This window comes from Streptomyces sp. NPDC048191, from assembly GCF_040652655.1.
Lineage (GTDB): Bacteria > Actinomycetota > Actinomycetes > Streptomycetales > Streptomycetaceae > Streptomyces.
Map to the genome: position 1 here is coordinate 53,117 of NZ_JBEZMO010000007.1, position 16,032 is coordinate 69,148.

General features: G+C 72.5%; 20 protein-coding genes. 13 read left to right on the forward strand and 7 right to left on the reverse strand.

Annotated elements, in window-relative coordinates; genetic code table 11:
* Window positions 1-70 precede the first annotated feature (70 nt).
* From AB0D93_RS14065 to AB0D93_RS14080, 4 genes are read left to right on the forward strand one after another with little or no spacing between them, the layout of a single operon-like run.
* Entirely contained in the window at window positions 71-1,024 is a 954-nt protein-coding gene (locus AB0D93_RS14065; protein ID WP_362118357.1) for an ABC transporter ATP-binding protein, read from the forward strand.
* Window positions 1,021-1,761 (forward strand): ABC transporter permease, encoded by a 741-nt coding sequence (locus tag AB0D93_RS14070; RefSeq protein ID WP_362118360.1) that lies wholly within the window; start codon window positions 1,021-1,023, stop codon window positions 1,759-1,761. Before AB0D93_RS14065 ends, AB0D93_RS14070 begins: the two co-directional genes overlap by 4 nt.
* A gap of 5 nt (window positions 1,762-1,766) precedes the next feature.
* Window positions 1,767-2,957: a sensor histidine kinase gene (locus tag AB0D93_RS14075; protein WP_362119130.1), complete on the forward strand. Its 1,191-nt coding sequence runs from the start codon at window positions 1,767-1,769 to the stop codon at window positions 2,955-2,957.
* On the forward strand, window positions 2,954-3,568 hold the full coding sequence (locus AB0D93_RS14080; RefSeq protein WP_362118363.1) for a response regulator transcription factor: 615 nt from the start codon (window positions 2,954-2,956) through the stop codon (window positions 3,566-3,568). Before AB0D93_RS14075 ends, AB0D93_RS14080 begins: the two co-directional genes overlap by 4 nt.
* A gap of 3 nt (window positions 3,569-3,571) precedes the next feature.
* Here AB0D93_RS14080 and AB0D93_RS14085 read toward each other — a convergent pair whose 3' ends face one another.
* Window positions 3,572-4,438, reverse strand: coding sequence for a transglutaminase-like domain-containing protein (locus AB0D93_RS14085; protein WP_362118366.1), 867 nt, complete (start codon window positions 4,436-4,438; stop codon window positions 3,572-3,574).
* 28 nt (window positions 4,439-4,466) lie between these two features.
* Window positions 4,467-5,612, reverse strand: a complete 1,146-nt coding sequence (locus AB0D93_RS14090) for a GNAT family N-acetyltransferase (RefSeq protein ID WP_362119133.1) — start codon at window positions 5,610-5,612, stop codon at window positions 4,467-4,469.
* A gap of 140 nt (window positions 5,613-5,752) precedes the next feature.
* On the opposite strand from AB0D93_RS14090, the gene fdxA reads away from it, so the two are divergent.
* Together fdxA and AB0D93_RS14100 are read left to right on the forward strand one after the other, a co-directional pair.
* A complete protein-coding gene (gene fdxA / locus AB0D93_RS14095) occupies window positions 5,753-6,073 on the forward strand; it encodes a ferredoxin (protein ID WP_023546973.1) in 321 nt (106 codons plus the stop codon).
* A gap of 123 nt (window positions 6,074-6,196) precedes the next feature.
* Window positions 6,197-7,294, forward strand: a complete 1,098-nt coding sequence (locus AB0D93_RS14100; protein WP_362118370.1) for a bifunctional succinyldiaminopimelate transaminase/glutamate-prephenate aminotransferase — start codon at window positions 6,197-6,199, stop codon at window positions 7,292-7,294.
* A gap of 79 nt (window positions 7,295-7,373) precedes the next feature.
* Here the strand turns inward: AB0D93_RS14100 and AB0D93_RS14105 are convergent, their stop codons facing one another.
* The gene (locus tag AB0D93_RS14105; RefSeq protein ID WP_362118373.1) at window positions 7,374-7,796 is read right to left on the reverse strand and encodes an ATP-binding protein; all 423 of its coding nucleotides are present in this window, start codon (window positions 7,794-7,796) and stop codon (window positions 7,374-7,376) included.
* A 287-nt stretch (window positions 7,797-8,083) separates the two neighbouring features.
* Window positions 8,084-9,076: a heavy metal transporter gene (locus tag AB0D93_RS14110; RefSeq protein WP_362118376.1), complete on the reverse strand. Its 993-nt coding sequence runs from the start codon at window positions 9,074-9,076 to the stop codon at window positions 8,084-8,086.
* Between the two features lie 95 nt (window positions 9,077-9,171).
* Here AB0D93_RS14110 and dapE point away from each other — a divergent pair, with 95 nt between their 5' ends.
* Both dapE and AB0D93_RS14120 read left to right on the forward strand, forming a co-directional pair.
* Window positions 9,172-10,251, forward strand: a complete 1,080-nt coding sequence (dapE, locus tag AB0D93_RS14115) for a succinyl-diaminopimelate desuccinylase (protein WP_362118379.1) — start codon at window positions 9,172-9,174, stop codon at window positions 10,249-10,251.
* Between the two features lie 154 nt (window positions 10,252-10,405).
* On the forward strand, window positions 10,406-11,164 hold the full coding sequence (locus AB0D93_RS14120) for a TIGR00730 family Rossman fold protein (RefSeq protein ID WP_362118382.1): 759 nt from the start codon (window positions 10,406-10,408) through the stop codon (window positions 11,162-11,164).
* 28 nt (window positions 11,165-11,192) lie between these two features.
* Here the strand turns inward: AB0D93_RS14120 and folP are convergent, their stop codons facing one another.
* Window positions 11,193-12,053, reverse strand: a complete 861-nt coding sequence (gene folP, locus AB0D93_RS14125; RefSeq protein ID WP_362118385.1) for a dihydropteroate synthase — start codon at window positions 12,051-12,053, stop codon at window positions 11,193-11,195.
* A gap of 137 nt (window positions 12,054-12,190) precedes the next feature.
* Between folP and AB0D93_RS14130 the strand changes: the two genes are divergently transcribed.
* From AB0D93_RS14130 to AB0D93_RS14140, 3 genes are read left to right on the forward strand one after another with little or no spacing between them, the layout of a single operon-like run.
* Entirely contained in the window at window positions 12,191-12,547 is a 357-nt protein-coding gene (locus AB0D93_RS14130) for a DivIVA domain-containing protein (protein WP_362118388.1), read from the forward strand.
* Window positions 12,544-13,134: a DNA-3-methyladenine glycosylase I gene (locus AB0D93_RS14135; protein WP_362118391.1), complete on the forward strand. Its 591-nt coding sequence runs from the start codon at window positions 12,544-12,546 to the stop codon at window positions 13,132-13,134. The genes AB0D93_RS14130 and AB0D93_RS14135 overlap by 4 nt, the downstream gene beginning before the upstream one ends.
* A complete protein-coding gene (locus AB0D93_RS14140; RefSeq protein WP_362118394.1) occupies window positions 13,127-13,780 on the forward strand; it encodes a GNAT family N-acetyltransferase in 654 nt (217 codons plus the stop codon). The genes AB0D93_RS14135 and AB0D93_RS14140 overlap by 8 nt, the downstream gene beginning before the upstream one ends.
* Window positions 13,781-13,793: 13 nt before the next feature.
* Here the strand turns inward: AB0D93_RS14140 and AB0D93_RS14145 are convergent, their stop codons facing one another.
* Window positions 13,794-14,597: an enoyl-CoA hydratase-related protein gene (locus tag AB0D93_RS14145; protein ID WP_362118397.1), complete on the reverse strand. Its 804-nt coding sequence runs from the start codon at window positions 14,595-14,597 to the stop codon at window positions 13,794-13,796.
* Window positions 14,598-14,659: 62 nt separating this feature from the next.
* Here AB0D93_RS14145 and AB0D93_RS14150 point away from each other — a divergent pair, with 62 nt between their 5' ends.
* Both AB0D93_RS14150 and AB0D93_RS14155 read left to right on the forward strand, forming a co-directional pair.
* The gene (locus tag AB0D93_RS14150; protein ID WP_362118400.1) at window positions 14,660-14,824 is read left to right on the forward strand and encodes a hypothetical protein; all 165 of its coding nucleotides are present in this window, start codon (window positions 14,660-14,662) and stop codon (window positions 14,822-14,824) included.
* Between the two features lie 144 nt (window positions 14,825-14,968).
* On the forward strand, window positions 14,969-15,136 hold the full coding sequence (locus AB0D93_RS14155; protein ID WP_069778857.1) for a DUF3117 domain-containing protein: 168 nt from the start codon (window positions 14,969-14,971) through the stop codon (window positions 15,134-15,136).
* Window positions 15,137-15,219: 83 nt separating this feature from the next.
* On the opposite strand, the gene AB0D93_RS14160 is transcribed toward AB0D93_RS14155, so the two are convergent.
* The gene (locus AB0D93_RS14160) at window positions 15,220-15,891 is read right to left on the reverse strand and encodes an O-methyltransferase (protein WP_362119136.1); all 672 of its coding nucleotides are present in this window, start codon (window positions 15,889-15,891) and stop codon (window positions 15,220-15,222) included.
* Window positions 15,892-16,032: the final 141 nt, after the last annotated feature.

Consider the following 16,032-nt stretch of genomic DNA (forward strand, 5'->3'; position numbering starts at 1 on the left):
ACATCTGTCATCCGGCACTCAGGACCCCCGACACTGCCCGGCGACCGGCCCCGCCGCGAGCATGGACGCCATGACGACAACTGCGGCACCGGCCACCACCACCCCGGTGGTCGGCTTCGACCAGGTGACCAAGACGTACGGGAGCGTGAAGGCCGTCGACGGGCTCTCGCTCCGGCTGTACCCGGGCGAGACCGTCGCCCTCCTCGGCCCGAACGGGGCCGGCAAGTCCACCACTCTCGATCTGCTCCTCGGCCTCAAGCACCCCGACGGCGGCACGGTGAGCCTCTTCGGCGGCGCCCCCCGTGACGCCATCGTCGCCGGGCGGGTCGGGGCCATGCTGCAGAGCGGCGGTCTGATGGACGAGGTCACCGTGGCCGAGCTGGTGAAGCTGGCCTGCTCGCTGCACCCGAAGCCGTACAAGGCCGCGGACGTCATGTCCCGCGCGGGCATCACACAGATCGCCGACCGCAAGGTCAACAAGCTCTCCGGCGGCCAGGCCCAGCGGGTCCGCTTCGCCCTCGCGACCGCCGGTGACAGCGACCTGATCATCCTGGACGAGCCGACCACCGGCATGGACGTCTCCGCCCGCCAGGCCTTCTGGGCCACCATGCGTGAGCAGGCCGACCAGGGCCGTACCGTCCTGTTCGCCACCCACTACCTCGAAGAGGCCGACGCCATCGCGGACCGCGTGCTCGTGCTGCACCGCGGCCGCCTCCTCGCCGACGGCACCGCCGCCGAGATCAAGGCCAAGGCGGGCGCCCGGCGGGTCTCCTTCGACCTGGAGGGCGAGATCGACGAGGCGGCCCTGCGAGGCCTGCCGTTCCTCACCTCGATCACTGTGTCCAACAGCGGCTCCGCCACGGGGTCGGGCCAGACCGTCCGCATCCAGTCGTCCGACGCCGACGCCACCGTCCACGCCCTGTACGGCCTCGGTGTCTTCCCCCGCAATCTCGAAGTCGCCGGCCTCGGTCTGGAGCAGGCCTTCGTCGCCATCACGGAGGCCGAGGAGGCCAAGCAGTCATGAACGCCCTGATCAAGCTGGAACTGACCCGCGCGTTCCGCAACCGGAGATTCCTGTTCTTCTCGGTGCTCTACCCGGCGATCCTCTTCCTGATCTTCTCCAGCAGCTCCGGCTCCACCGACAAGGTCGACGGTACCGGCCTGACCGTCGCCACCTACCTGATGGTCTCCATGGCCTCCTTCGGCGCCCTGACCGCCGTCCTGATGGGCAACAGCGAGCGCATCGCCAAGGAACGCGAGAACGGCTGGGTACGGCAGCTGCGGCTGACCCCGCTGCCCGGGCGCGGCTACGTCCTCGCCAAGACCGCCAGCGCCGCCGTGGTGAGCCTGCCGTCGATCGTCGTGGTGTTCATCGCCGCCGCCGCCTTCAAGCACGTCCACCTCGGCGCCTGGCAGTGGCTCGCCCTGACCGGGGTCATCTGGGCCGGCAGTCTCGTCTTCGCCGCGCTGGGTGTCGCCCTCGGCTACCTCGCCTCCGGTGACGCGGTCCGCCCGATCACGATGATCGTCTACTTCGGCCTGTCGGTCCTCGGCGGCCTGTGGATGCCGTCCACCAGCTTCCCGCAGGCCCTCCAGGACGTCGCGAAGTGGCTGCCCACCCACGCGTACGCTGCTCTCGGACGGGCCATCGAACAGAGCCAGGCCCCCAGCGGGACCGACGTCGCCATCCTCGCCGTCTACTTCGTCCTCTTCGCGGGTGGCGCGGCCTGGCTGTACCGGAAGGACACGCTGAAGGCGTGAGCACGATGACGGAAGACCCGCGGATCGGTGAGGTGCGGCCGGAGCACCAGGTGCGGATCGGCCAGGGCCCGCGCAACCGGCGCGAGCTGATGATCAAGGCGCTGTGGATCGGCGTCTGGCTGGTCTTCCTCAGGTCCCCCGTCCAGGACCTGGCCTCCGGCCGCCACACCACGGGCGCCACGGTCGGCGGCGCGATCGGCCTCGCCGCCTTCGTGACCGCCTACCTGGCGCTGGTCTTCCGCAACATGGGCCGGCCCTACTCCCCGCGCGCCGTCGTCGCACTGCTCTCGGTCCTCGGCGTCCTCGCCCCCCTGCTGTCGTACAGCTTCGGCGGCGCATGGCTCGGCATGTTCATCTACCTGTCGGTCGCCTGCGGGGCGACCCTGCCGGTCCGGGCCGCGTTCTGGGCGATCCCCGCGGCGACCGTGGTGATGTGCCTCGTCGGAACGCGCTGGCACGAGAAGGCGGACGAGAGTCTGCTCCTCGTCCCGCTGATCGGGTTCGCGATGATCGGCGTCTCCCAACTCGTCCGTACGACCGTCGAGCTGCGCAAGGCGCGGGCCACCGTGGCCCATCTCGCGGCCAACGAGGAACGGTTGCGGCTCGCCCGCGACCTGCACGACCTGCTCGGCCACTCGCTCTCCCTGATCACGCTGAAGAGCGAGCTGGCCGGCCGGATGCTGCCCGACCACCCCGACAAGGCGGCCCAGCAGGTCGCCGACATCGAACAGGTCAGCCGGCAGGCCCTGGTCGACGTACGGGAGGCCGTCACCGGCTACCGGCGCCCCCGGCTGGCCGCGGAACTCGCCGGAACCCAGGTCGCGCTGACCGCCGCCGGGGTCACCGCCGACCTGCCGGCCGAGCCCGACCTCGCCGGCGTCCCCGAGGAGAGCGAGTCCGCGCTCGCCTGGGCGCTGCGCGAGGCCGTCACCAACGTGGTCCGGCACAGCGGCGCCGAGCGGTGCCTCGTCCAGCTCACGCACCGGCAGACCCTGGACGGTCCGATGCTCGAACTCTCCGTCGAGGACAACGGATCCGGCGACGCCGGCGGCATCCCCGGCAACGGTCTGACCGGCCTCACGGAGCGGCTGGAGAAGGCCGGCGGCGCCCTGGAGGCGGGCCGGATCAAGCACGGGTTCCGGCTGGTCGCCCGCGTCCCCGCGGCCTCTCGGGGGGACGTAGGATCCGGGGCATGACGAGCACGATCAAGGTCCTCCTCGCCGAGGACCAGTCGATGGTCCGCGAGGCCCTGGCCGCGCTGCTCGGGCTGGAGGACGACATCGAGGTCGTGGCCCAGGTCGCGCGCGGGGACCAGGTGCTGGCGGCCGTCGGCGCGCACGGCGTCGACGTGGCGCTGCTCGACATCGAGATGCCCGGCTGCACCGGCATCGAGGCGGCGGCCCAGGTGCACCGGGAGCATCCCCGGGTCAAGCTGGTCGTCCTCACCACCTTCGGCCGTCCCGGCTACCTGCGCAGTGCCATGGAGGCGGGCGCCGACGCCTTCCTCGTCAAGGACGCCCCGGCCGCGCAGCTCGCGGAGGCGATCCGCAAGGTGCTGTCCGGAGAGCGGGTCATCGACCCCACGCTCGCCGCGGCGGCCCTCGCTGAGGGCGCCAACCCCCTCACCGAACGCGAACGCGAGGTGCTGCGGGCCGCGGCAGACGGCTCCACCAACGCCGAGCTGGCCGAGGCCCTGCACCTCTCCCAGGGCACGGTCCGCAACTACCTCTCCACGGCCATCCAGAAACTGGCGGTCCGCAACCGGGCGGAGGCGGTGCGGACGGCGCGGGAGAAGGGGTGGCTGTGACCGTCAGTTGAGCATCGACCGTGCCGAGTGCGCCTGTTGGCGTACCTTCTGGGCGGTCGGTTCGTCGACCACCTCGATCAGATCGGCGTAGGCGTCCAGCTCCTCGGCTCCCGGCACGAACTGGCCCAGCTGCACCAGGAGTTGTCCGCGTTCGTAGCGCAGCCGCGCCGGATGGGAGGGCACGAGCAGCGCCAGCTCCACGGCCCGCAGAGCGACGTCCGACCGCTCCGGCCGGGCCGCGGCCCACGCGCGGATGTTGTTCAGGATGCGCAGGACCACCTCCAGCGGCGCCGCGGGCTCCAGCATCGCGGCATCCAGCGGGGCCCCCGTGGCACCCACCACGAACATGTCCGCGTCGGTCCCGGTCAGCACCCGGCCCCCGTCGAACGGATCGGCCAGCACCTGCTCCTCGGCCGGGCCGAACCCGACCACGAAGTGCCCCGGCAACGCGACCCCGTACACCGGAGCGCCGGCCCTGCGGGCGACCTCCAGCCAGACCACCGACAGCAGGATCGGCAGCCCGCGCCGCCGCCGCAGCACCTTGTGCAGCAGGGAGGACTCCAGCCGCTGGTAGTCACCGGGCGTCCCGTGGAAGCCGTAGCGCTCCCCGAGCAGCCGTCCCACGGCCTCCGCCCACGCCCGCGGGCCGCCCGGCCGGTACGGCAGCTCGCCCGCGAGCCGGTCCAGCTCCAGCTGCGCGGCGTCGATCCCTGCCTCGTCCAGCGAGCCGTCCGTCTCGGCGCCGATCAGCAGACACAGCATCGCCAGATCCGGCCGCCCGGACCGCGCCTCCTCGCCGAATCTCCGGCGCACCTCGGCGGACCGCTCCGGCGGGGGCGGGTACGGCGGCGGCAGATACGGGTGACGCATGCCAGGTTCATGCCCCTTCACAGCGCTTCTACGACCGCCCCGCCCCACCGACGCCCGGAACCGCGTCCGGCCCGCGCCCTTCGCCTTCCGCTTCCCGGGCCGTCCCGGACGGGTCGGGGAGCCGGCCCCGGCCCTCGCCGCCCGCTTCCGTCTCCCGGCCCGGACCCTCGGGGTCGTCCTCCTGCGGAGCCCGGTAGTGGTGGTACGTGTGGTGGGGCGTGAAGCCCAGCGCGGCGTAGAGCGCGTGTGCGGCCGCGTTGTCCGTCTCCACCTGCAGCCAGGCCGCCGACGCGCCCTCCTCCAGCGCCCGGCGGGCCAGCGCGGCCAGCACCTGCGTGGCAAGCCCCTGCCGGCGCCGCCCGGGATCCACCTCGACCGCCGCGAAGCCGGCCCACCGGCCCTCCACGACACACCGGCCGATCGCCGCCGGAGCCTCGCCCTCGGCACCGGGGACGGTCGCGAACCACACCGACGGTCCGCCGCCGAGCACCCGCAGGGCCACCTCGCTCACCCCCTTGCGCTGGTACCGGGCGAGCCACGCCTCGTCCGCCGACCGGGACAGCAGCACACCCGTGCCCCCGGCCCGGTCCGCGACCGGCGCCAGAGCACCGGTCCACACCTCGGAGCTCACCTCCCGCACCCAGCCGCGCCGCTCCAGCTCCGCGCACAGCAGCTCCTGCGTGCCCTCGGCTCCGGTGGCCGTCTGGACGTAGGCGGGCAGGCCACGCTCGCCGTACCAGCGTCGTACCACCGCGAGGGCCGCGTCGAGCGGAAGGCCCGGGTCGCCGACCGGCAGCACGCTGTTGGCCCGCCGTGTGAACCCCTCGGAGGCCCGCAGCTCCCACTCCCCGAGCCGCTCGGTCTCCAGCGGCTGCCATCCGTGCGAGACGACCCGTGCGAGCTCCGCGTACGAGGCGGAAGGCCCGCGGCGGCGTGCCGGAGCGGCCGGCACGACCTTGCCCGCGACGAGGGCGGATTCGGCGATCCGGACACTTTGCCCGTCCCGTCGTGTGATCATGAGCACGCCATCATCCCATGATGTGAGAACACCGACCGTGTCGGTGAACTTCTCCCGCGTCGCCCCAGGTTCGCTCAAGCGCCGTACGGAGACCCGTTTTCCCACGTCAGAAGGGTTGATACGGACTTCCAGACGCCCTGCCGCCGAGATTTCCACTGGCCAGTTCACCCCTCCTGTTCGGATCATGCTCCGGAACGGAGATACTAGGGGCGGGCATCGACGACGCCGCGCTCCCGCGCGCCAGGCGGCGGAGCCTACGGAGGCCCGCCAGCGCCCTATCGAGGAGGAACGACAGCGTGACCTACGTCATCGCGCAGCCTTGTGTCGACGTGAAGGACAAGGCGTGCATCGAGGAGTGCCCGGTCGACTGCATTTACGAGGGCTCGCGGTCCTTGTACATCCACCCGGACGAATGCGTCGACTGTGGTGCCTGTGAGCCGGTCTGCCCGGTCGAGGCGATCTTCTACGAGGACGACGTCCCGGAGGAGTGGAAGGACTACTACAAGGCGAACGTCGAGTTCTTCGACGAGCTCGGCTCTCCCGGCGGTGCCAGCAAGCTGGGGCTGATCGAGCGCGACCACCCCTTCGTCGCCGCGCTGCCGCCGCAGGGCGAGTGACCGTCTGAGCGCCAAGCGGCCCGCAAACCGCGCCGCCTCGGTCCCGTACGGCCCGATCGTCCCGATCACCGCCGTACGGGACCGAGGCGTTTGCCGCACCGTACGAAAGTGAGCCTGATTCCCGTGTCCGCAGTCTCCGACCGGCTCCCCACCTTCCCCTGGGACAAGCTGGAGCCGTACAAGAAGACGGCCGCCGCGCACCCCGACGGGATCGTCGACCTGTCCGTGGGCACCCCGGTCGACCCGGTGCCCGAACTGATCCAGAAGGCCCTGATCGACGCGGCCGACTCGCCGGGCTACCCGACCGTCTGGGGCACCCCGGCCCTGCGCGACGCGATCACCGGCTGGCTGGAGCGCCGCCTGGGCGCCCGTGGGGTCACCCACCGCCACGTCCTGCCGGTCGTCGGCTCCAAGGAGCTGGTGGCCTGGCTGCCGACCCAGCTGGGCCTCGGCCCCGGCGACAGGGTCGCGTACCCGCGCCTCGCCTACCCCACCTACGAGGTCGGCGCCCGCCTCGCCCGTGCCGCCTACGAGGCCTACGACGACCCGCGCGACCTCGACCCCGCCGGCCTGAAGCTCCTCTGGCTGAACTCCCCGTCCAATCCGACGGGCAGGGTCATCTCCAAGGGGGACCTCACGGACATCGTCGCCTGGGCCCGCGCCCACGGCGTCCTGCTGGTCTCCGACGAGTGCTACCTGGAACTGGGCTGGGAGGCCGACCCGGTCTCGGTCCTGCACCCGGACGTCAACGGCGGCTCCCACGACGGCATCGTCGCCGTCCACAGCCTCTCCAAGCGGTCCAACCTCGCGGGCTACCGCGCGGCCTTCATCGCCGGCGACCCGGCCGTCCTCGGCCCGCTGCTGGAGATCCGCAAGCACGGCGGCATGATGATGTCTGCGCCCACCCAGGCGGCCGTCGTGGCGGCCCTGGGCGACGACACCCACGTCCACGAACAGCGCGAGCGCTACGCCGCCCGACGCGAGGCCCTGCGCGCCGCGCTGCTGGGCCACGGTTTCCGCATCGAGCACAGCGAGGCGAGCCTCTACCTGTGGGCCACCCGCGACGAGTCCTGCTGGGCCACGGTCGCCCACCTGGCCGACCTGGGCATCCTGGTCGCGCCGGGCGACTTCTACGGCGAGGCGGGCGAGAAGTTCGTACGCGTGGCCCTGACGGCGACGGACGAACGCGTGCGGGCGGCGGTGTCCCGCCTCACGGCCTGAGAACAGCGGCACGAAGACGGACGGGGCCCGGGGAACTTCCCCGGGCCCCGTCGCGGCTCAGCTCGGTGGCGGCGAACCGTCAGCCGCTGATCGGCAGCCCCTTGACCGGCAGGTTGGACGTGGGCAGTCCACCCTTCGTGACGCCGGACGTGGCGCCCCCGAGGACCTCTCCGGCCGCCCCGGCGGTGTCACCGGCGGCCTTCTGCGCCACCGGCGTGGTCTTCCTCAGGGCACCGCCGCCTGCCTGGCCCGCGGCCGGCACCGCCTGCTCGACCGCCTTGCCGCCCGTGTGGCCCGCGAGCGAGGTGACGTTCGTCGCGGCGCCGTCGACGGTGTTGGCGACGTTCGCCGTGTCCAGGGAGGTCAGGCCCCCCAGGTTCGGGGTCGCCGCCGGAAGGTTCGTGGCCGCACCGGCGGAGCCGGCCGCACCGACCCCGGCTGCCGCTCCCGCTGCGACGAGCAGCGCGGCACGGGCGATCCGGCGGGTCAGAGGGAGGGACATGATGCTCCATTCGACGGGAGAGAACGGTGTGTGTGTCCGGGCTCGGGTCCGTGCTCGGACGCCGTGACTACCGCTCGAAGCCCGCGAAGGTTGCGGACGCCTCAGGTAAAGAATGGATAACGCATCGCATTATCAGGTGTGGATAAAAACGGGCAAAGAACGTCTCCCGGAAATCCCGCAGAATCCTTACGTCCCTTGATTTCCAAGGGATCGCGGATCCGGTGCCCGGCTTGCCCGGACGGTCGGCCGAACCGGTGCCGAGCAACCCGCCGGAGGGATCCCTCGTACTACTGTCCGGTCACGATCCGGACGACGTCCATGGACTTCTCCGCGCCGGCGGCCCCGCCCTGGGCGCCCGGCTTCCACCGGCCGCCGTCGCTCCCGGCGGCCCACTCCCGCCCCGCGTACGACACCCGCTGGATGTGCAGCGCCGAGGAGTTGGCCACGGCCCACTGCGCCAGCTGCCAGCCCCGCTGCCGTGGGCCACGCCCGCTCGCGTCCACCTTCGTGCCCTGCGGCACCGGCACGGTCACGGTGCGGCCCTGCGCGGTCGCGGTCACGCTCGGCGAGGGAGACGGCGACGGCACGGGCGTACCGCCCACCTGCGCACCGGTCTCCTGCAGCGCGTCCCGCCCGAAGTCCCGTACCAGCGCGGCCCGTACGGCATCCGGGCCGGTCGTCGTGGCCGTGCCGTCCGGACGCCCGTCACAGGTCAGCGTGGCCGCCGCGCGCCCGGTCAGCGCCGCCGCCAGCAGCGTCGCGTCCGGCTCGTGCTTGGCGTAGGCCTCCGGGTAGCCGCTGCGCTGCACCTCCTGGGCCGCCCGGGTCAGCGGCAGATCGGCGTAGTCCGGCACCTTGGCCAGGTGCGCGTAGAAGATGCCCGCCGCGTACGCGGGGTCCATGATCTGCCGCTCGGTGCCCCAGCCCTGCGAGGGCCGCTGCTGGAACAGGCCCAGCGAGTCCCGGTCGCCGTGCTCGATGTTGCGCAGCCCCGACTCCTGCAGAGCGGTCGCCAGCGCGATCGCCACCGCCCGCTCGGGCATCCCGCGCCCGGTGCCCACGGCCGCGATCGTCGCCGCGTTCACCGCCTGCTCCGGAGTGAACTCGTACGCCGTCCCGGTCCCGTCGTCCGCGACGACCTTGCAGCCGCGCGCTCCGCCGCCTCCCGTGACGTACTGCACCACGAGGTACGCGGCGACACCGCACAGGACCAACAGGGCCGCGGCGAACCGGAAGAGGCGACCGCGGCGCTTGGGACGGGTGGGGGACGGCTCTGACACGCGTACAAGGTACTGGAGGCCCGCCGGGCCCTCACGGGGGGTCGGCGGACAGCGCTTGCACCCGGCCCCCGCGGGCGGCGCGCTAGGGTCGGAACATGGCCGACACCTCGCTTGACCTCACGCTCGACGCCGCCGCGCTCACCGCGCAGCTCGTGGACTTCGCCTCCGAGAGCGGCACCGAGAAGCCCCTCGCGGACGCGATCGAGGCCGCCCTGCGTGCCCTGCCGCACCTGACGGTGGACCGCCACGGCAACAACGTGATCGCCCGTACGAACCTGGGCCGCGCCGAGCGCGTGATCCTGGCCGGTCACATCGACACGGTGCCGATCGCGGACAACGTGCCCTCGCGCCTGGACGAGGACGGCGTGCTGTGGGGCTGCGGCACCTGCGACATGAAGTCGGGCGTCGCGGTGCAGCTGCGCATCGCGGCCACGGTCCCCGCCCCCAACCGCGACCTGACCTTCGTCTTCTACGACAACGAGGAGGTCGCCGCCGAGCTCAACGGCCTCAAGCACGTCGCCGAGGCCCATCCGGAGTGGCTGGAGGGAGACTTCGCGGTCCTGCTGGAGCCCTCCGACGGCGAGGTGGAGGGCGGCTGCCAGGGCACCCTGCGGGTGCTGCTGAAGACGTCGGGCGAGCGGGCCCACTCGGCGCGCTCCTGGATGGGCTCCAACGCCATCCACGCCGCCGCCCCCATCCTGGCCCGCCTGGCGTCCTACGAGCCCCGCTACCCGGTGATCGACGGCCTGGAGTACCGCGAGGGCCTGAACGCGGTCCGCGTCGGCGGGGGAGTGGCCGGCAACGTCATCCCCGACGAGTGCGTGGTGACGGTCAACTTCCGCTACGCCCCCGACCGCACGGAGGAGGAGGCGATCGCGCACGTCCGTGAGGTGTTCGCGGACTGCGGTGTGGAGGAGTTCGTGGTCGACGACCACAGCGGCGGCGCGCTGCCCGGCCTCTCCCATCCGGCCGCCGCGGCCTTCATCGAGGCGGTGGGCGGCACCCCGCGGCCCAAGTACGGCTGGACGGACGTCTCCCGCTTCTCCGCGCTCGGCATCCCGGCCGTCAACTACGGCCCCGGCAACCCGCACTTGGCGCACAAGCGCGACGAGCGGGTGGAGACGGCGAAGATCCTGGCGGGCGAGCAGCGCCTGCGGAACTGGCTCACCGCCTAGGGCTCACCGCCCGGGGCTGTCGTCGGGAGCCTCACGCCGGACACGCGCACGTCCCCCCTCCGTAACCGGCGTGGATCTAGTCTGAGATCGAACTACCTCCCCGGCCCCCGGCCTCGCCGGAGCCGGGGAGGCCCCAACCGCTGAGGGAGCGCATATGCCTACCGGAAACCCCGAGGGGAAGAAGGTCCCGCCGGACGAGCAGCGTCTCGGACCGGTCCTCCGGCGGCGGGGACAGGTGACGGCCAGCACCACCGACCAGCGTCTGCTGGACGCGGGCGGCCCCTCGGACTGGGTCCACACCGACCCCTGGCGCGTGCTGCGCATCCAGTCGGAGTTCATCGAGGGCTTCGGCACGCTCGCCGAACTCCCGCCCGCGATCAGTGTGTTCGGCTCGGCCCGTACGCCGGTCGACTCGGCGGAGTACGACGCCGGGGTGCGGCTCGGCCGGGGCCTGGTCGGGGCCGGCTGGGCGGTGATCACGGGCGGCGGCCCGGGCGCGATGGAGGCCGCCAACAAGGGCGCGTGCGAGGCGGGCGGAGTCTCGGTCGGCCTCGGCATCGAACTGCCCTTCGAGCAGGGGCTCAACCCCTACGTCGACATCGGCCTGAACTTCCGCTACTTCTTCGTGCGCAAGATGATGTTCGTGAAGTACGCCCAGGGCTTCGTGGTCCTGCCGGGCGGCCTGGGCACCCTGGACGAACTCTTCGAGGCCCTGACCCTGGTCCAGACCCAGAAGGTCACCCGCTTCCCGATCGTCCTCTTCGGCAGCGAGTACTGGGGCGGCCTGGTCTCCTGGCTGAAGAACACCCTGGTGGCCCAGGGCAAGGCCGCGGAGAAGGACCTGCTCCTGTTCCATGTGACGGACGAGGTGGACGAGGCAGTCGCCCTCGTCTCCAAGGAGGCGGCCCGCTAGGGGAACGGTCCGGCGGAGGCCCTGGTGTTCAGGCCAGGCCCCGCCGGGCCACCGCGGGCACCCGGTGGCCGGCGATGGACGCCACCATGTCCAGGACCTGCCGGGTCTCGGCCACCTCGTGCACCCGGTACACCCGCGCCCCGAGCCACGCCGACACCGCGGTCGTCGCCAACGTACCGATCAGCCGCTCCTTCACCGGCCGGTCGAGCGTCTCGCCGACGAAGTCCTTGTTGGACAGCGACACCAGCACCGGCCACCCCGTGGCGACCATCTCGTCCAGCCGCCGCGTCGCCTCCAGGCTGTGCCGCGTGTTCTTCCCGAAGTCGTGCCCGGGATCGATCAGCACCGACTCCCGCGGCACCCCGAGTGCCACCGCCCGCTCGGCCAGCCCCAGGGTGACGTCCAGGATGTCGGCCACCACGTCGTCGTACGTCACCCGGTGCGGACGGGTCCGCGGCTGCACGCCCCCCGCGTGCGTGCACACCAGCCCCACCCCGTACCGCGCCGCGACCTCCGCCAGCGCCGGGTCGACGCCGCCCCACGCGTCGTTCAGCAGATCCGCCCCCGCCTCGCACACCGCCTCGCCGACCTCGGCCCGCCAGGTGTCCACGCTGATGATCACGTCCGGGAAGCGGCGCCGTACCTCCGCCACGAAGCCGACCGTCCGCCGTGCCTCCTCCTCGGCCGTCACCTCCTCGCCCGGTCCGGCCTTCACCCCGCCGATGTCGATGATCGCGGCGCCCTCGGCCACGGCCTGCTCCACGCGCGCGAGCGCGGGCTCGTCGCGGAACGTGGCCCCCTGGTCGTAGAAGGAGTCCGGAGTCCGGTTGACGATCGCCATGATCACCGTCTCGTGGGGCCCGAATTCCCGCCCGCCCAGCCTGAGCATCCGCTGTGACCTCTCCTAGTACGTCCCGCAGTACGGCCACCGTGACCCTAACCGTCCGACTCGCATGGCACGATCGGACCCAGACAGATTCGATGTCCGGCACAGCGTCCGGCAGAGAGCGTGGGGACCCTGAGGCGATGGTGATGTTCTTGTTCCTGGTCGTCGCGCTGGCCGTCGTGGTCGCCGCGGTGACACTGGCCGTGGTGGGCGGCGGCGGGAGCGGCCCGCTGCCCGAGGCGGCACCGGAGCGGCTGCAGGACCCGCTGCCCCCGGACCGCCCGGTGGGCCGGGCGGACGTGGAGAGCCTGCGCTTCCCGGTCGCCCCGCGCGGCTACCGCATGGCGGACGTCGACGACGCCCTCGGCCGCGTCGCCGCCGAACTCGCCGAGCGGGACGCCCGTATCGCCGACCTGGAGTCGGCGCTGGCCGGAGCCAGGGCCGCGGCGGCGCACGTGCACATGGCGAAGCCCGACCGTCCGGAGGACCGGCGATGACCGAGGGAGCCGCCCTGGCCGGACCCGACGGCGCCCTGCGCTGCCCCTGGGCCCTGTCCACCGAGGACTACGTGTCGTACCACGACGAGGAGTGGGGCCGCCCGGTCCACGGCGACGACGCCCTCTTCGAGCGGATCAGCCTGGAGGCCTTCCAGTCGGGCCTGTCCTGGATCACGATCCTGCGCCGCCGCGAGGGCTTCCGCGCGGCCTTCGCCGGCTTCCGCATCGAGAAGGTCGCCGCCTTCACCGAGGAGGACCGCGAGCGGCTGCTGGCCGACGCGGGCATCATCCGCAACCGCGCCAAGATCGACGCCACGCTCGCCAACGCGCGCGTGCTGGCCGACTGGTCCGAGGGCGAGCTGGACGAGCTGATCTGGTCCCACGCCCCCGACCCGGCCGGCCGTCCGGTCCCGAAGACCCTCGCCGACGTCCCGGCCGTGACCCCGGAGTCCACGGCCCTGTCCAGGACCCTGAAGAAACGGGGCCTCAGATTCGTCGGCCCGACGACCGCGTACGCCCTGATGCAGGCATGCGGCCTGGTCGACGACCACTTGGCGGCGTGCGTGGCCAGGGGCGCCGGTGCCTGACCCCGGCCCGCGGAGCCTGGCCGACATCCTGGAGGCGGCGGCGCGCGGGCGCTTTCCGGCGCCCGACGGCGGTACGACCGTGGTGCCCCAACCCAGCCACCGGGACGCCGGAGTGATCGCCTTCACCGCGCACTCCGTGGTGTTCACCGACGAGGACCCCGACTGGGTGCGCGGCACGCTCGCCGCCCTGGACTGCGACGAACTGGCGGCCGCGATGAACGCCCGCTTCCTGGCCGCGTTCCTGGCCCGCACGGGCCGGACGACCGACACCGTCGACCTGCTCACGGTGGCGGGCTCCCTGCCCGGCGACCCCCCGCTGGAACTGCGTGAGCTCGCCGACCCGGATCACCCGCGCGTGCACAGCGCCCGCACGCGCCGGGACGACGTCCGCGTCTGGGCGACGGACGGGGGAGTGCTCGTGCTCGGGCGCGGTGTGGCGGGCCGCTGGGAGACGGCCGTCGAGGTGGACGAGGACGCACGGCACCGGGGGCTGGGCCGGGCCCTGGCCACGGCCGCCCGGCACCTCGTCCCCCCGGGGCAGTACGTCTGGTCCCAACAGGCCGCGGGCAACGCCCGCAGCGTGCGCGCCTTCCAGGCGGCCGGATACCGGCCCGTGGGCGCGGAGGCCCTGCTCGTCGCGCCCTAGGAGCCCACCGCTCTCACCGGCCGAGGTACTTCGGCTTCTCCTTGTTCACGAAGGCCTGCACGGCGATCGCGTGGTCCTCGGACCGACCGGCCCGGGCCTGCAGCTCGTCCTCCTTCTCCAGCGTCTCGGCGAGGGAGTGCGTGAGGCCGTGTGCCACCGCCTCCTTGATCGCCGCGTACGCCACCGTCGGGCCCTCGGCCAGCGCCCGCGCCGTCTTCTCGGCCTCGGCCCGCAGCTCGGCCGCGGGTACGACCCGGTTGGCGATGCCCAGCTCCAGCGCGTCCTGGGCGCTGATGCTGCGCGGGAACAGCAGCAGGTCGGTGGCGCGGCTCGGGCCGATCACCCGGGGCAGGGTCCAGGAGACCCCGGAGTCGGCGGTCAGGGCCACGCCCGCGAACGACGTGTTGAAGGCGGCCGTGTCGGCGACCACCCGGTAGTCCGCGGCGAGCGCGAAGCCGAAGCCCGCCCCCGCGGCGACCCCGTTCACCCCGGCGACGACCGGCTTGGCAGCCCCGGCGAGGGCCCTCACGATCGGGTTGTAGTGCTCCTTGACCGTGCTCATCGTCTGCCCGGACCCGGTCTCCCGGTCGGCCGCGAGCAACCCGATGTGCTCCTTGAGGTCCTGGCCGACGCAGAACGCCCGGTCCCCCGCGGCGGTCAGCAGGATCGCCCGTACGGCCGCGTCCCCGGCCGCGGATTCAGCCGCCTCGCGGAGGGCGACCTTGGTGGCGACGTTCAGCGCGTTCATCGCCTCGGGGCGGTTCAGCGTGATCGTCGCGAGTCCGTCGCTCACCTCGTAGAGCACGGTGTCGGCCATGGCGCATCCCCTCGGTGTCACGGATGACGTACCGCTCAGTACGTCCCTGTATGAAGGACAGCATGGCGGAGATCACCGCCCAAGGGCCGGACGGGACATGTGACCTGCGTCAAAGAAAAACGGAGCGGAGCCGGCAGGCGGATCTCCGTGCGGCGGTGCAGTATCGCAGCCACATCCCCGAATTGGGTGGTTTTGCTCGCGCGCGTTGCCCAAGCGATGCCGACTGATGTTGGTCATCGGGTCCTGCGATGCGGGATAATGGCTGGGAAGCAATGTGTTCGATGCCGGTGTCGCGTGTCCGTTCCGGAACCGCGGATGCCCTCCCAGGGCTCTCGGCAGACGATGAGCTGGTTTCAGGAAGGGGAACGAGCATGGCGGCCATGAAGCCGCGGACGGGTGATGGCCCGCTCGAGGTGACCAAGGAGGGGCGGGGCATCGTCATGCGCGTTCCGCTCGAAGGCGGCGGTCGACTCGTCGTCGAGCTAACCCCTGACGAGGCCAAGGCGCTCGGCGACGCCCTCCAGGACGTCGCCGGCTGACGGCCCGGCGATTCGGTCCTTCCGGCTGCCCCGGCATCGTACGCGGTGCCGGGGCAGCCGCGTTTCCCGCCCCCGGCGGCCGGTCAGCGCTTCACGGCGCACAGCAGCCCGTCGCCCACCGGCAGCAGCGACGGGACCAGTTCCTGGCTCTCGCGCACCGCGCGCAGCAGCTCCCGCAGCCGCAGCACCTCCGTCGGCTGCGGTCCCGAGTCGACCGTACGGCCGTTGGCGAAGACTCCCTCGAAGACGATCAGCCCGCCCGGCCGCAGCAGGCGCAACGATTCAGCGAGATAGTCCAGGTACTCCAGCCGGTCCCCGTCGCAGAAGACGAGGTCGTAGCCGGCGTCCGCGAGCCGGGGCAGCACGTCCAGGGCGCGGCCGGGGATGAAGCGGGCCCTGTTGCTGGCGAATCCGCAGGCGCGGAAGGCCTGCCGGGCGAACTGCTGGTGCTCCGGCTCCGGGTCGACGGTGGTGAGCACCCCGTCCGGGCGCATGCCGTGCAGCAGATGGATTCCGGACACCCCGCAACCCGTGCCGATCTCCGCGACAGCCTTCGCGTCCACGGAGGCGGCGAGCAGTCGCAGCGCGGCGCCCGTGCCGGGCGACACCGAGCGCAGCCCTGCCTCGCGGGCCCGGTCACGGGCCCACCGCAGCGCTTCGTCCTCGGCGACAAAGGCGTCGGCGAACGCCCAGCTCGTCTGCCGGTTGCCGGTAATGACCCTCTCCCGTCCCCTGAATTCCTGGCGTGACTGTATCCGTTGGCGTCGGGAACCCGCAGATGGGACCGGACGTTTACAGGGTTGAGACGGTGCCCGGATGTGCGACGGGGGGTAAGAGGTGTGGATCAGGACGCCGAGCAACTGCTGACGCAGCCGCATGAGCCGTATCAGCGTGTA

Excerpts from the sequence above, each read along its gene's own strand:
- AB0D93_RS14120 (WP_362118382.1), top strand. The coding sequence starts at position 10,406 with ATGCCTACCGGAAACCCCGAGGGGAAGAAGGTCCCGCCGGACGAGCAG.
- AB0D93_RS14145 (WP_362118397.1), bottom strand. The coding sequence starts at position 14,597 with ATGGCCGACACCGTGCTCTACGAGGTGAGCGACGGACTCGCGACGATC.
- AB0D93_RS14130 (WP_362118388.1), top strand. The coding sequence starts at position 12,191 with ATGGTGATGTTCTTGTTCCTGGTCGTCGCGCTGGCCGTCGTGGTCGCC.
- AB0D93_RS14080 (WP_362118363.1), top strand. The coding sequence starts at position 2,954 with ATGACGAGCACGATCAAGGTCCTCCTCGCCGAGGACCAGTCGATGGTC.
- AB0D93_RS14085 (WP_362118366.1), bottom strand. The coding sequence starts at position 4,438 with ATGCGTCACCCGTATCTGCCGCCGCCGTACCCGCCCCCGCCGGAGCGG.
- AB0D93_RS14065 (WP_362118357.1), top strand. The coding sequence starts at position 71 with ATGACGACAACTGCGGCACCGGCCACCACCACCCCGGTGGTCGGCTTC.
- AB0D93_RS14070 (WP_362118360.1), top strand. The coding sequence starts at position 1,021 with ATGAACGCCCTGATCAAGCTGGAACTGACCCGCGCGTTCCGCAACCGG.
- AB0D93_RS14150 (WP_362118400.1), top strand. The coding sequence starts at position 14,660 with ATGGCGGAGATCACCGCCCAAGGGCCGGACGGGACATGTGACCTGCGT.
- dapE (WP_362118379.1), top strand. The coding sequence starts at position 9,172 with ATGGCCGACACCTCGCTTGACCTCACGCTCGACGCCGCCGCGCTCACC.
- folP (WP_362118385.1), bottom strand. The coding sequence starts at position 12,053 with ATGCTCAGGCTGGGCGGGCGGGAATTCGGGCCCCACGAGACGGTGATC.
- AB0D93_RS14155 (WP_069778857.1), top strand. The coding sequence starts at position 14,969 with ATGGCGGCCATGAAGCCGCGGACGGGTGATGGCCCGCTCGAGGTGACC.
- AB0D93_RS14075 (WP_362119130.1), top strand. The coding sequence starts at position 1,767 with ATGACGGAAGACCCGCGGATCGGTGAGGTGCGGCCGGAGCACCAGGTG.
- AB0D93_RS14135 (WP_362118391.1), top strand. The coding sequence starts at position 12,544 with ATGACCGAGGGAGCCGCCCTGGCCGGACCCGACGGCGCCCTGCGCTGC.
- AB0D93_RS14105 (WP_362118373.1), bottom strand. The coding sequence starts at position 7,796 with ATGTCCCTCCCTCTGACCCGCCGGATCGCCCGTGCCGCGCTGCTCGTC.